9 protein-coding genes and 1 pseudogene are annotated in these 15,250 nt (G+C 39.9%); 9 read left to right on the top strand and 1 reads right to left on the bottom strand.

Annotated features, from left to right (window positions below):
- Positions 1 to 11: 11 nt before the first annotated feature.
- A pseudogene (gene nasC / locus LQ50_RS16390) lies at positions 12 to 2,154 on the top strand (assimilatory nitrate reductase catalytic subunit NasC).
- A 154-nt stretch (positions 2,155 to 2,308) separates the two neighbouring features.
- Here the strand turns inward: nasC and LQ50_RS16385 are convergent.
- Positions 2,309 to 3,817: an MFS transporter gene (locus LQ50_RS16385; RefSeq protein WP_034631383.1), complete on the bottom strand. Its 1,509-nt coding sequence runs from the start codon at positions 3,815 to 3,817 to the stop codon at positions 2,309 to 2,311.
- A gap of 406 nt (positions 3,818 to 4,223) precedes the next feature.
- Between LQ50_RS16385 and cobA the strand changes: the two genes are divergently transcribed.
- The 8 genes from cobA to LQ50_RS16345 all read left to right on the top strand — a co-directional run bounded on the left by cobA (position 4,224) and on the right by LQ50_RS16345 (position 15,225).
- Positions 4,224 to 5,696, top strand: coding sequence for a uroporphyrinogen-III C-methyltransferase (gene cobA / locus LQ50_RS16380; RefSeq protein ID WP_034631380.1), 1,473 nt, complete (start codon positions 4,224 to 4,226; stop codon positions 5,694 to 5,696).
- Positions 5,697 to 5,730: 34 nt separating this feature from the next.
- The gene (nirB, locus tag LQ50_RS16375) at positions 5,731 to 8,157 is read left to right on the top strand and encodes a nitrite reductase large subunit NirB (RefSeq protein ID WP_034631377.1); all 2,427 of its coding nucleotides are present in this window, start codon (positions 5,731 to 5,733) and stop codon (positions 8,155 to 8,157) included.
- 17 nt (positions 8,158 to 8,174) lie between these two features.
- Positions 8,175 to 8,501 carry a nitrite reductase small subunit NirD gene (gene nirD / locus LQ50_RS16370; RefSeq protein ID WP_034631374.1) on the top strand — a complete coding sequence of 109 codons (327 nt, stop codon included), beginning with the start codon at positions 8,175 to 8,177 and terminating at the stop codon, positions 8,499 to 8,501.
- A gap of 464 nt (positions 8,502 to 8,965) precedes the next feature.
- Complete coding sequence (locus tag LQ50_RS16365) at positions 8,966 to 10,408, top strand: PTS mannitol transporter subunit IIBC (RefSeq protein ID WP_034631370.1); 1,443 nt, start codon at positions 8,966 to 8,968, stop codon at positions 10,406 to 10,408.
- A gap of 169 nt (positions 10,409 to 10,577) precedes the next feature.
- The gene (locus tag LQ50_RS16360) at positions 10,578 to 12,692 is read left to right on the top strand and encodes a BglG family transcription antiterminator (protein ID WP_237563733.1); all 2,115 of its coding nucleotides are present in this window, start codon (positions 10,578 to 10,580) and stop codon (positions 12,690 to 12,692) included.
- 15 nt (positions 12,693 to 12,707) lie between these two features.
- Positions 12,708 to 13,145, top strand: coding sequence for a PTS mannitol transporter subunit IIA (locus tag LQ50_RS16355; protein ID WP_034631368.1), 438 nt, complete (start codon positions 12,708 to 12,710; stop codon positions 13,143 to 13,145).
- A gap of 1 nt (position 13,146) precedes the next feature.
- Positions 13,147 to 14,307: a mannitol-1-phosphate 5-dehydrogenase gene (locus LQ50_RS16350; RefSeq protein WP_034631367.1), complete on the top strand. Its 1,161-nt coding sequence runs from the start codon at positions 13,147 to 13,149 to the stop codon at positions 14,305 to 14,307.
- Between the two features lie 108 nt (positions 14,308 to 14,415).
- On the top strand, positions 14,416 to 15,225 hold the full coding sequence (locus LQ50_RS16345; protein WP_034631409.1) for a uroporphyrinogen-III synthase: 810 nt from the start codon (positions 14,416 to 14,418) through the stop codon (positions 15,223 to 15,225).
- Positions 15,226 to 15,250: the final 25 nt, after the last annotated feature.

Raw genomic sequence — 15,250 nt, 5'->3', positions numbered from 1 at the left:
GATGAGACATCGTGACAGAAATGTTATTAAGGTATTTCAGGAAAAAACAACAGCAAGTAGAAACAGAGAAGGTCTACGATACGCAATGCCCTTTTTGTAGCATGCAGTGTAAAATGCAGCTCATCGAGCAATCAACGGTTACAAGAAAAACCTATAAGACAGTAGGGAAAGTTAACCCAACTTCTGAAGGCCGTTTATGCATTAAAGGGTTAAACGCACATCAGCATGCTGTACACAAAGATCGAATTAAGCACCCATTGTTAAAGGTCGATGGTGAATTTGTACCAATCTCATGGGATGAAGCGATAAAAGTGATTCGAGAAAAGTTTACAAAGATTCAAAGAGAATATGGCAACAATGCGTTATCCGTCTATGGAAGTGCGACTATAACCAATGAGGAGGCATACTTGTTAGGGAAATTTGCTAGGGTTGCTTTAGGAACGAAATACATTGATTATAATGGCCGCCTCTGTATGTCGGCAGCAGCTTCGGCTGCCGCGCAGACATTTGGAATGGATCGCGGTTTCACCAATACGATCCAAGAGATCCCTCATTCAAGATGCCTAATCTTAGCTGGAACGAATATTGCAGAATGTCAGCCGACCATCATGCCTTATTTCGAAAAAGCAAAGGAAAACGGCTCGTTCATTATTGCGATTGACCCTCGTGAAACATCGACGACAAAGATGGCTGATTTACACTTGAAAGTGAAACCGGGAATGGATGCCGCTTTGGCAAATGGGTTATTAAAAGTGATTTTTGATGAAGGGTTAGTGGATGAGAAATTTATCGCTGAGCGAGTGAATGGTTTTGATGAAGTAAGGGAGTATATTGCTTCATTACATTTAGAAGAGATCTCTGAACAGACCGGGGTACCTATTGAACAGATAAAAAAAGCAGCAATCGTCTTTGGAAAAGAAGAGTCCGGTATGATCTTCACAGCAAGAGGAATTGAGCAACAAACGGATGGATCAACATCCGTACGGAATTTTTTTAAATATTCTATTAGCCACTGGGAAGATGGGAAAAGAGTATTCAGGATACGGAGCGGTAACAGGGCAAGGAAATGGCCAAGGAGCAAGAGAGCATGGGCAGAAGGCTGACCAATTGCCAGGTTACCGTTCGATTGAAAACCCCAAACATCGGAAGTATATTGCAGATGTTTGGGGAATACACGAGACGGATTTGCCAAGAAAAGGCGTTTCTGCTTTTGAAATGATTCAAAAGATTGATGAGGGAGAAATTAAAGGAATGTTCTTAATGTGCTCAAATCCCGTCGTCTCTAACCCAAGTGCAGAGTTTGTCAAAAAAGCCCTTGAAAAGCTAGACTTTTTTGTTGCAGTTGACATGTTTATTTCTGAATCTGCCAGATTAGCAGATTTAATTTTACCAGCGACCTCTTATTTAGAAACACCTGGTACGATGACGAATGTAGAAGGTCGGGTTACGTTAAGAGAAGCGAGTTTCCCAATCCGAGGAGAGGCGAAGCACGATTGGCAAATTATTTGTGATGTCGCAAAGGCTCTTGGAAAAGGAGAATACTTTTCCTTTTCTTCCCCGGAAGACATCTTTAATGAGTTACGAATAGCAACACGTGGTGGAATTGCGGACTATTCTGGGATTACGTATGATCGCTTGCGTGTGGAAAAAGGAATCTTGTGGCCTTGCCCGGATCAAGATCATCCTGGAACGAAACGATTATTTGAGCGAGAGTTTGCACACGCCGATGGGAAGGCGAAAATGGTTGTCGTACAAAATGAGCCTGACATTCCTAAAGAAAAACCTTGTGAAGACTTTCCTCTTTATTTAACGACAGGGAGAGTGATGTCTCATTATTTAACAGGTGTACAAACAAGAAAGAGCTCCACCCTTGCAGCTCGTGAGTTTGAGTCGTATATGGAAATTCATCCATCCACTGCAGAAAAATTTCAAATTAAAGATAATACGTTAGTGAAGATAGAATCAAAACGTGGAAGCATTGTGGTTAGAAGTAAGTGGTCGCAGACGATTCGGAAAGATACCGTGTTTGTCCCATTCCATTGGGCAGACTCCCAAAATGTGAATCGTTTAGTCTCTAAGAAGCTTGATCCTACTTGTAGAATGCCTGGCTTTAAGGTGAGTGCAGTAAAGATAAGTCCAGCCGCTAATTCATAATGTAAAGCGCTGCTAGGCTGAAGTCTGCTTGAGTAATGATGCTCAAGCAGACTTCTTGTGTTTCGTAAACACAAAAAGCCCGATTGCCAATGAGCGAAGCGGTTTGGCAACCGGGACATGTGTAAAAAGGGAGTGGTTTCTTTCGATGTATGGATTATAGAGCTTTTTTATGAAATGGCTTATCTTCAGTTGCAGCTTCTACTTCTTTTAACTCATCTGAAGACATATAGTATTCTTCGCCAAAAGAGTTTTCAGGTTCTTCTAAAGTGAAGAAGCAAATTAGAAAACTAACTAACGCACCTCCTGAAAGGATAAAGAAAAATTGTTGTGGTGTCACAAACGTGTAAAGAGTCAAATAAACCGTCGCACCGACATTTCCATAAGCACCTGACATTCCTGCAATTTGTCCTGTTACGCGCTTCTTAATCATGGGAATAACCGCAAACGTCGCACCTTCAGCGCCTTGGATAAACATAGAGGTAAGAACCGTAATGGCCACAGCTGCAACAAGAGGCCAGCTCGAGTCCATAAAGCCCATCCCAACAAGGCCAATGGTAATACCAGCCATATAAATAAGCATAACGTTACGGCGGCTCCCCATCCTGTCTGAAAGGACGCCTCCTAGCGGGCGGGCAATCAGGTTAACAAAGGCAAAGGATGCAGCAATAAGTCCGGCTTGTGATGCTGACAATGAGAAGGTTAATTGAAAGAACATTGGCAGCATGGAGATGATTGCAAGCTCTGCGCCAAAGTTGGCAAAATACGTACTATTTAAAGCGCCGACGTTTTTAAATTTGTATTTGTCATCCTCTGGAACTCCTTTTTTAAGAATAGGAACATTTACTTTTAGGATCATATAAATTTGATAGATTAATACAACACCAAGCACGACCCAAATGATATGCAAGGCACTTTGTGAAACAAAACCTAAATCAGCAAGTCGCCATGCACTAATGGCTAGCGCTCCCCCAAGAGGAATCGTCCAAATAATCAGTTGAACTAAATCTCCCCACGTACTGACTTCCAATGCACCGGAACGCTTTGGTTTCATTAGAACTTTTCCTTCTGGGGTGTCTCTGACACAAATGTAATAGATGATCCCGTAGACAAAACAGATAATTCCAGTAAATGCTAAAGCATATCTCCACCCATTATCTCCGCCAAGCAAGGTCAGACCGAACCAAGGAAGAAGCATAGCGGCTGCAGCAGACCCAAAATTTCCCCATCCTCCATAAATGCCTTCAGCAAAACCGATGCTCTTTGGAGGAAACCACTCAGCAACCATGCGAATACCGACAACAAAACTAGCACCGATACTACCAAGAACAAGGCGTGCAATCATTAACTGAACCCAGCTATCACCAAAGGCAAAGACCAATGCGGGGATCGACATCATGATAAGTAGACCGGAATAAACCACTCTAGGTCCATATTTGTCTAGTAAGGAGCCTATCACGACCCGTGCAGGTATCGTTAGAGCAACATTACAAATCCCAAGTGCCGCAATGTGTTGCGGAGTAAGCCAATCCATTGCTTCGAGCATCGTAGTTGCAAGTGGAGCCATGTTGTACCAGGTGAAAAAGGAGATGAAAAAGGCAAACCAAGTGAAATGCAGAACTTTAATCCGTTCATTTTTAAATTTGAAAATCTCTGAAACTGTCATCGAAAAGAACCCTCCCTAGAAATACGTATTTCAAATACATTTTTTATTTTTACATTAGTCCATCGTTATTGTCTGATTATTCGATAGGAAATGTTACAAGGTTTTCTAGTGGGATTTATTTACTGATAACGCTTAACGCATTGGTGCGTGGGGGTTTTGATCATATATGTATGGCAAATATAATAAACGAAAAATTCAGATATTGTTTTATCTATAATCAAGTAGTGAGCGAATGAAAGGCTGTGTCGAGTTTCTTCTATTAGGAAGTCATCCTTTTAATAAAATATCGTGTGCTCAAAAACTATGTAAGATTAACTAACAGAATATAACATGCATCTGAGATGTTGGTTTAGGATAATACATATAATTCAAATAATTCTTTACGGTAGCAAAGGGGGCGTGATTAATGAATAGTGGAATGGTCTACTTTGTAGGGGCTGGTCCGGGAGACGTAGATTTAATTACTGTAAAAGGGAAACAGGCCTTACAGCAGGCTGACGTAGTCATTTTTGATCGATTAATCAATCCTTTTTTGTTAACGGATGTAAAAGATGATGCGAAGTTAATTTACTGTGGCAAGCAACCTTGCAAACATACGCTGAGACAAGAGGATATTCAAAGAGAGATTCTCATTCATGCGAGAAAAGGAAAAACCGTTGTTCGTTTAAAAGGTGGGGACCCAGCTGTATTCGGGAGAGTAGGTGAAGAGGCTGAACTGTTAGCAGAGCATCAAATCAACTATGAAGTGATCCCAGGAATTACAGCCGGAATAGCAGCGACGATGTATGCTGGCGTCCCGATTACTCACCGAAAACATTCGAATTCATTTGCCATCGTAACAGGACATGGAAGTAAGAAGGATGGAACGCCAACTGTTGATTGGGAGTCGATATCCCAAGGAGTTGAAGCGATTGTTTTCTATATGGGGATCAAACACCTCAAAACGATATCAGAACAATTGATGAGCCACGGAAAACCAAAAGATACAGCGGTATTAGTGGTTCAATGGGGGACATACAGCAAACAAAGAACGGTAGAAGGTACGTTAGCTACCATTACAAACAAAGTTCAGCAGGCAAATGTGACGAATCCGGCGATAATCGTTGTTGGAGATGTGGTGAGATTGCGTTCAAAACTAGCTTGGTTTGACAACAGACCTTTATCTGGGAAAGGTATCCTCATTCCAACTAGCAGTAATCAAAACAGTGAGATGGTAGCATCACTCAAGAAAGACGGAGCAGATGTGTATGAACATGAACTGTTAGGTGACCAGGATCATTTTAATAGGAAGACTGTAAACGAACTTATGAAAGTGGAACATGACACAGAATTGGTCTTTCTTTCCCCGAAGAGTGTTTTTGCCTTTTTAAGAGGGCTTGTTGAAAATGGTTTGGATGTCCGTGACATCCCATTACCTTTTTATTCAATAGATGAGGCAGTGAAAAAGACGTTGCAAACTATCGGAATTCAATCTCAGATCATAGACCAATCAGCTATATCTCCAGTGTTAATAGGGGACGAAGTTGAAATTGAAATGGCAAAATCAACGCTTTCTCCACTTACGAAAGCGATCAAAGTGAGGGAAAAGAAGCTGTTGCACAAGGATTTAGCAGCGTTCAAAAGGTTACTAGAAGAACGTCATGTAAATACACTTCTTATACTATCGCCTGCTGATGCTTTGATATGGTTGAAATTTCTAGATGTAGCGGGGATATCAATAGAGAGTGTATACGAGAATGTGAAAATCATCTGTAAAGGGATCGATACAAGTGAAATATTGAAAACATCGAATATACGAATCGATTTGCTCATAGACAACGAGAATGTACCACAGGCGATTAGAAGGACGGAAGAGGCGGAATTGGCTCTAGAGGGCTAATAGAAATAAATGGAACTAGGAAAAGGAGAGGTTAATTGTGAGAGAGAAGCTAGTGCTAATTGGAAACGGAATGGCCGGAATTCGAACGATTGAGGAAATCTTAAAAAATGACAGCGACCGTTTTGACATTACTGTTTTTGGGGAAGAACCGCATCCAAACTATAACCGAATCTTGCTGTCTTCCGTTCTTCAAGGCGATACGACAGTCGATGATATTGTCTTGAACGAATATAGCTGGTATGAAGAGAACCAAATTGAACTTCTTACAGGTGACCCGGTAATCAACGTAGATACAAATAAGCAAGTCGTTGTAAGTGAAAATGGGGTAGAGCGCCCTTATGATAAATTGATTTTTGCAACAGGGTCCAACCCGTTTATGCTTCCATTGCCTGGTGCTGATAAAGAAGGGGTCATCGCCTTCCGTAACATTAAAGACTGTGAAACGATGATTGATACGTCAAAAAAATACAAACGAGCGACGGTTATAGGTGGTGGATTACTCGGGCTCGAGGCCGCTCGTGGTCTCTTAAACTTAGATATGGAAGTAGATGTCATTCATATTGCTGATTATTTAATGGAGCGCCAATTGGATGATCAAGCAGGGAAAATGTTAAAAGAAGAGCTTGAAGCGCAAGGTATGACATTTCATTTACAAAAGAACACAAAAGAAATTGAAGGGAAAAAGCGTGTAGAAAGCATTTCTTTTACAGATGGCACGAGATTTAAAACCGACTTAGTTGTCATGGCTGTAGGAATTAAGCCGAACGTTGGATTAGCTCAAGAAGCAGGTTTAACAACAGAGAGAGCGATTGTGGTGGATGATTTCATGCAAACAAGTGTGCCAAATGTATACGCGGTTGGCGAATGTGCGCAGCATAGAGGGATTGCATACGGACTCGTTGCCCCACTTTATGAGCAAGGAAAAGTACTGGCGGCTCATATTTGTTCAGAAAATCAGTTGCTTGAGCATGGCTACGAAGGCTCACTTGTATATACGCAATTAAAAGTGTCTGGCGTGAATGTATTCTCAGCAGGACAGTTCCAGGATGCAGAAGACACTAAAGCAATTCGTGTTCATGATGAGTTCGAAGGGATTTATAAGAAAGTGGTTGTAAGAGATAACAAAGTTATTGGTGCGGTGTTATTCGGGGATACATCGGACTCGACCAGGCTCCTTTCTATGATGCGTAATGAGGATGACATTTCAGGAATGAGTAAGGTGGCTCTCCTTCCGTCTGAAAGCGGCGAAGCGCCAGTCAGTCCAGTTGTCGCAATGGCAGATGGGGATAATGTGTGTGACTGTAATGGGATTTCAAAAGGCGAGATTTGTTCAGCTATTACTGACCAAGGCTTAACAACGGTTGAGCAAGTGAAGCAATGTACGACAGCCGGCCGCTCGTGTGGTGGATGTAAGCCGCTTATCGCCGACTTGTTAACATTAACAACAGGTGAGGACGTAGGTAACGCTCCAGAACCAATGTGTGGTTGTACGGAATATACGCATGAGCAAGTGGTCGCTGAAATCCGAGAGCTTGGTCTTTCACACCCGCGTGAAGTGATGAATGTTTTAGGTTGGGAATCAGATGAAGGCTGTTCGAAATGTCGTCCGGCAATTAATTACTACTTGAAAATGGTTGACCCAATTAAGAACGCAGACGATCCAACATCGCGCTTCATTAACGAGCGTGTCCATGCCAACATTAACCATAATGGTACATTCACCGTTGTACCAAGAATGTATGGCGGGGTAACCAATGCCGATCAGCTTCGTAAAATTGCTGATGTGGCAGATAAATACAATGTCCCTCTTTTGAAAGTAACCGGAGGACAACGAATTGACTTATTTGGTGTCGAGAAAGAGGACTTACCGAAAGTATGGAGCGATCTTGGCATGAGATCCGGTTCAGCTTATGCCAAAGCACTTCGTACGGTCAAAACATGTGTCGGAGAGCAGTTCTGTCGCTTTGGTACACAAGACTCCATTGGCTTAGGGGTTGAATTAGAGAAAAAGTTTGAGTACATCAACACACCACATAAAGTCAAAATGGCCGTATCAGCTTGTCCACGTAACTGTGCTGAGTCTGGCATTAAAGACTTTGGTGTCGTTGGAGTAGATGGCGGCTGGGAGCTGTATGTCGGCGGAAACGGCGGGGTCGACCTGCGTGGTGGAGACTTATTCTGTAAAGTGAAAACAAAAGAAGAGATTATTGATACGATTAGTGCGTTTATGCAATATTACAGAGAGAATGCAAGGTATTTAGAGAGAACATCCCACTTTGTGGAGCGCGTGGGCTTAGATCATATGAAGAAAGTCGTTCTTGAAGACGAAGAAGGACGTCAAGCTCTTATTGAAAGAATGGATGTAGCTCTTTCCACTGGTAAAGACCCATGGAAGGAAATTGTCGAGAAAGAAGAGTTGCAACAAGAATTTAAAAAGAAGCAAGTTGAAGTGCTTTCTTAATCGGAGGGGGAGTTCATATGAGTAAAGTTGACAGTGCAAACAAAGTTTTTGTAGCAAATGTTTCAGATTTATCTGTAGGAATCGGTCAAAGAGTAAATGTAACTGGCGAAGAACTGGCGTTGTTTAAACAAAAAGATGGAACGATTCGTGCGATGCAAAATAGCTGTCCACACAAAGGCGGCCCACTATCTGAAGGGATTGTTAGTGGAGAGCATGTCTTTTGTCCTCTTCATGATTGGAAGATCAGTATGAAAGACGGAATCGTTCAGGCGCCTGATATAGGCTGTGTGAAGACATATGATGTTGAAGTAATAGATGAAGCTATTTATGTAGTGATGGTATAGGGAGATCTTAAGCGCATAGCAAAGAGGAGACGAACAACAGAGTTCGTCTCCTCTTTTTGTATATTATTTTGGAAAAAGGCTCGTTACACTTTAGACAAGGATGTTTCTTTTGGTGATTTTTGATAGGACAGTTAAATGTTTGATGAAAATTAAACTTCAGCGGAGCGAGGTCGAAGCTACTTTTCCAGTCCGAAATAAACGAGCACTTTTTCAGTGGCCTCCCTCTATATCCCGCAGGAGTCGAGTGACTTCCGCTCCAGAGTAAAAATCATCTTAAGAGCAACAACCTTTACTTAAATAGTCTTTGACAAAAATAGGACAATTGCATAGGTAACTTTAATTTTGGCAACAATTCAATTGACAAAAGGACTATTACTATAGATGGATTCTTTGCTGTAACCGCTTTATTATAAAGGTACAGGAAAAAGCAAAGCAAAAACAGCTTTCCGAAAGGGGATAGAAAAATGGATTCGCAAAAAACTAATTCAAATGTCAAAGTGAAAATTCAACGCTTTGGTAGTTTTTTAAGTGGCATGATCATGCCGAATATTGGAGCATTTATCGCTTGGGGACTTATTACCGCATTATTTATCCCGACTGGCTGGTTGCCAAATGAGAGTTTAGCTGAGCTAGTTGGTCCGATGATCACTTACTTGCTCCCTCTATTAATTGGTTTTACCGGTGGTCGAATGGTGTATGACCTACGAGGTGGGGTAGTTGGTGCTACTGCAACAATGGGGGTTATCGTTGGTGCAGACATCCCAATGTTCTTAGGGGCAATGGTTATGGGACCCCTTGGTGGTTGGTTGATTAAGCAAGTTGATAAGTATTTTGAGAACAAAGTGAAATCTGGCTTTGAAATGTTAGTTAATAACTTCTCTGCGGGTATTATTGGTGGAGCTTTAACAATAATCGCCTATATTGGTGTTGGGCCAATCGTTTATACATTAAATCAAACGTTAGCATCTGGAGTGAATTTCCTAGTATCAAATAACTTGTTGCCACTTGCGAGTATTTTAATCGAACCGGCAAAAGTTTTATTCTTAAATAACGCAATTAACCATGGAATATTAGGACCTATTGGAATTGAGCAAGCTGCACGTGAAGGAATGTCGATCTTATTCCTGTTAGAAGCGAATCCTGGACCAGGTCTTGGTATTTTACTTGCATTTATGTTTTTTGGTAAAGGAATGGCAAAACAATCAGCGCCTGGTGCAACGATCATTCATTTCTTTGGTGGGATTCACGAAATTTACTTCCCGTACATTTTAATGAAGCCTGCATTAATTATCGCAGCTATTGCAGGTGGTGCTACAGGCGTATTTACACTATTGTTGTTTAATGGTGGACTTGTTGCTGCTCCATCACCAGGTAGTATTATTGCGGTATTAGCTATGACACCTAGAGGTGGATACTTCGCTGTTATTGCTGGTGTTCTTGCAGCTACTGCTGTATCGTTTATTATCGCTTCAGTTATTCTTAAGAGTTCTAAGGCAACAGGTGAAGAAGACTTAGCAAAAGCAACAGCACAAACTTCTGCATTAAAAGGAAAAGAAAGCAGAGCTTCTGTATTGGTAAATAAAGAAGAAGCAGAAGAAGTTCAAGCAACGGCTAACAATGAAGTGGTCAAAGAAAATGTAAATAAGATCATATTTGCTTGTGATGCTGGAATGGGCTCTAGTGCAATGGGAGCGTCGATCTTAAGAAATAAAGTGAAAAAAGCTGGTCTTTCAATCGATGTAACAAACACGGCTATTAACAACATTCCTAGTGACGCAGATATTGTTATTTCACATAAAGATTTAACGGATCGCGCAAAAGCGAAATTACCAACAGCTGTTCATATTTCAGTAGAAAACTTCTTAAACAGTCCAAAATATGATGAGCTAGTTGAAAAATTAAAATAACCATTTAGTGAGGGTGGCAATGATGCCACCCTTAATCTTTTTAAATTATGGCAACAATAGTGCTGACGAAATTGACATTATGTTTGATTGAATCAATAAAATAACTCAGTTAAGATAAAAATATAGTTATATTAATTTAATTTTGTCATCAACTATCAATTGAAGCGGGGTGAATATCATTTACATCACTGCCAGAGAAAGACAGATTCTTGAACACTTGCTTTCATCGAATCAAGAAATAACAGTAAAAGGGCTTGCTGAGAAAATTGATGTCAGTGTCCGCACAGTTCACCGCGATTTAAAAGGCGTTGAAGACATATTAAAAGAATATGACTTACGATTATTAAAAAAATCTGGAGTCGGTGTTCAAATTGTTGGCAAAGACGAACAGATTGAGAATGTGAAGTTGTTTCTTTTTAATATTACGCACAATGAATATACGCCGGAAGAAAGGCAAACGATTATTCTATGTACATTACTAGAATCGATTGAGCCGGTTAAATTGCTTTCTTTAGCCAGTGAATTAAATGTCACCATTGCTACAGTTAGTAATGATCTCAACAAAGTAGAAGAGCAGCTGCAAAAGTATGCGAATCTATCCCTTATTAGAAAAAGGGGATATGGTGTGGAAATAGCTGGTGATGAAACATCTAAACGCAAAGCAATGAGCAAAATGATCTCAGAAAATGTAGATGAATTTGATTTATTGTCGTTGATTAGAGAAAACATTCAAAAGAAGTCCACCCAACAAACGGAGCTTATTTCTGAGAGGTTATTAGGGCTAGTTGAAAAAAGAAACTTGCTTATTGTTGAAAAGGCAATTGAGGAAATTAATAAAGAGCTACCTTACTCAATAGCTGACAGCGCCTATATGGGTTTAGTCGTACACTTAGCGTTAGCGATGGAACGAATTTTACAAGGTGAGAACATTTCAATCGATCAAAGCTATCTAGAACAATTGCAAATCACACCTGAATTCAAGATAGCAGAGAAGATTATCACTAAGCTAGAAAGTGTATTCCAGACTGCGATTCCTAAAGCAGAAGTTGGTTATATAACGATGCATCTTCGTGGCGCTAAGTTAAGACACGATAAGGAATATGTGATTGAAGATACGGGCTTTCAAATTGCTCTAAAAGCTAAAAGCCTTATTCACTTTGTTGAGAAAAAAACGGGTATACCGTTAGCGAATAATTACGAACTCTTGCAAGGGTTAGTGGCGCATTTAAGCCCAGCCATTTACCGCATTAAGCAAAATATGGGAATTACAAATCCTCTTCTAGAAAAAATAAAAAGCGACTATGCTGAGTTATTTGAAATTGTAAAAGGTGGAGTGAAAGTAGTCTTAACTGAATTAGAAGTGCCAGAAGAAGAGATAGGTTACTTAGTTCTTCATTTTGGTTCAGTCATTTTAGGTAAGAACGATGATAAGCCGCTAAGAGCGTTAATTGTTTGTTCAAGCGGAATTGGGACATCAAAAATGTTAGCAACAAGGCTTCGAAAAGAAATCCCTGAAATTATAGAGTGTAAAAATGTCTCGATGTTTGAATTGAATCAAATGAATAATACCGATTATGATCTTATTCTATCGACCATTCGACTTCCAGAGTTAGATCGAGATTATATTTTAGTGAATCCGATCTTAACAATGGATGAAGTAGAGAAAATTAAAACCTTTATTCATGAAACAAAAAAAGTAGGCAACCCTTTATTAAGTAAAGAGTTAGAATATCATTCGTTTACGAAAAAGGAACATACGTTAGAACGAATGCAAATGCTAAAGGGATACTCTGATTCGATCATTTCATTATTGCAAGGGTTAACCGTTTCCATTTACAAAGATGAAATCGCTATACCTGAGCTACTAGAAAAGGCATGTACAGACTTAATGGAAGTAGGAGTCGTTTCAGATGTGAGTTCTTTATTAGAGGACTTAGTCCGGCGCGAAGAAATTGGCGGGCTAGGGATTCCAAACACAAGGTTAGCCTTGTACCATGCTAGAAGTGACGCTGTTTTGAAACCATCTTTTACTGTCCATTCAATGAGCACCTCACAACCAATTAGTGCGATGGATCAATCTGAAATGGACGTTGAAACCGTATTGTTGATGCTCTCACCAAAGCAGCTACCAACATCGGCATTAGAAGTATTAAGTCAAATAAGTGCCATCATTATTGAAAATGAATTAAGTATCTTGCGGTTTGAATCAAAAGATGAAAATAAAATTTCGTCCTATTTAGCAACGAAATTAGAAAAGTTTTTTATAGAAAAAACGAATCATTAAAAGGAGTGTTTCATTATGTCATTACCAGTTTTAGCTAAAGAGAACATCTTATTAAACAAAGAGGCTGATACAAAAGAGGGTGCCATCAAAATGACGGGCCAATTATTAGTAGACCGTGGTTATGTTGAACCTTCTTACATTGACAGGATGTTAGAGAGAGAAGAGTTAACATCCACATATATGGGGAATTTCGTTGCAATCCCACATGGAACAGAAGAAGGAAAAGCATCGGTGAAAGAATCGGGAATTGCTATTATTCAAGTACCAAATGGTGTTCAGTTTGGTGAAGGAAATGAAGTGAAGCTGTTAATTGGAATTGCCGGTAAAGGGGATGAGCATTTAGACATCTTATCGCAAATTGCCATTGTCTGTTCAGAAGAAGAAAATGTAGAAAAGATTGTATCGGCAACATCAACGGAGGAAATCCTCGAAATTTTTGAAGAGGTGAACTAATATGATTGCTGTACATTTTGGAGCGGGGAACATTGGTCGTGGGTTTATCGGGTCTTTGTTATATGATTCAGGGTATGAAACGATCTTTGTTGATGTAAATGAAGAAATCGTTGATTTAATTAATGAGCGCAAAGAGTACCAAGTGGTGCTTGCTGATCAATCAAAGGAAACCGTAACGATTAAAAATGTTTCAGCAATAAATAGCATGCAAGATGCGGATCTAGTTAAAAAGGCGATTGCTGAGGCTGATATTGTAACGACAGCAGTAGGGCCAAATATCTTGCCTATCATTGCTAAAAGCATTCAAGAAGGTTTGCGATTGCGATTAGAGCTTAATAACAAAACGCCATTAAATATCATCGCATGTGAAAATTTAATTGGTGGTAGTACGTTATTAAAGGAAAGTGTTTATAAGAGTTTGTCTGATGAGGAAAAAGAAGTGTTTAATCAATATTTTGCCTTTCCTGATGCAGCGGTTGACCGAATCGTTCCAAACCAAGTCAATGAAGATAAACTGCTCGTAATGGTCGAGCCATACTTTGAATGGGTTGTAGAACAATCAAAGATGGTTGGAGATATTCCACAAATTGAGGGCATCACTTATGTAGAAGAATTGAACCCATATATTGAAAGAAAGCTTTTCACGGTCAATACAGGTCATGCTGTTGCGGCATATTTAGGCTATCAAGCGGGAATTCAAACGATTGATCAAGCATTAGCAAATGAGCAGATTAAAGATTTACTTGAAAAGACGTTACAAGAAACAGGCCTATTGCTTTCAAAGAAGCATTCGTTTGATATCTCAGAACACAATAGCTATATTAAAAAGATTATTACTCGCTTTTTAAATGAGAATTTAGCTGACGATGTTACTAGAGTCGGAAGGGGCCCTTTACGCAAGCTTGGACCCAATGATCGTTTAGTAGGACCAGCTAAGCAATTTGTTGAATTGGTGGGCAGTGAGCCGATTTATTTAGCGAAAGCCATTGCAGCAGCATTGAATTATGATGTGAAAACAGATGATGAGGCCGTGCAGATCCAAAATCTTATTCAAGAAAAAGGGATAGAGGCTACTGTAACAGAGGTAACCAAGCTAGAGAAGGATAGTCGTTTATTTACGTTAATTGTTCAACAATATCATGAATTAAAAAATAAACAATAAATTCAAAAAAGTTCAAGCCGAATGAGGTTTGAACTTTTTTTTAGGTCGGTGAAAGGCTTATAATTACTGTAGGAGAAATAGTCCTATCAGGGAGAAAGAAGTGAAATGATGAAGACTGGGTTAAATGGAAGAAAGATCGTACTAGCTGCTTCAAGAAAAACAGATGAGATGAGTACACTGATTGAAAAGCAAAACGGAAAACCGTTAATACGATCTCTTCAGGGGACCGTATTTAAAGCGGACAAGCAAGTGAAAGAAGACTTACAACAAATTGTTCAAGAACATTTTGATTGGATCATTTTTACGACCGGTATTGGGACCAACACCCTTTTGGAGCTCGCTGAAGAATTAAATTTGAAGGAATCCTTTATGAGAGTGGTTAATAAATCCAGCATCGCTTCAAGGGGTTATAAAACATTTGCCGCCCTGAAGAAAATGGGAGTGACACCTGATGTGAAGGATGATGATGGGACAATCAAAGGATTAATTCAATCTCTAGAGGGAATTGACTTTAAGGACAAACGTGTCCTTGTCCAACTTCATGGTGAAAATGCGCCTGCGCTAATTGATTATTTAGAGGAGTCTGGAGCAGATGTAATGAAGGTACTTCCTTATCAGCATGTTGATCCAAATTTTGATACGGTTGAATTGCTTTGTGAGGAATTATTTCGCTCTGACGTTGATGCCGTTTGCTTCACAGCAGCGATTCAAGTACGCTCCTTCTTTAAATATGTAAAAGAAAAAGGATATAAAGACCAAGTGCTAGATGCATTTAGAACGAACGTGTTAGCCGTTGCTGTTGGAAAGGTGACAGCGGAGGCGTTGAATGAAGAGGGGGTTACTAGAGTGGTTGCTCCTGAACTCGAAAGAATGGGGGCAATGATTGTTGAAATGACCCATTACTTTGAAAGAATTTAATACAGCAAAAAGTAAAGGCTATTTT

The sequence above is a fragment of the Halalkalibacter okhensis genome (assembly GCF_000787375.1).
Taxonomy (GTDB): domain Bacteria; phylum Bacillota; class Bacilli; order Bacillales; family Bacillaceae_D; genus Halalkalibacter; species Halalkalibacter okhensis.
This window is presented reverse-complemented; position numbering and strand designations above follow the sequence as displayed.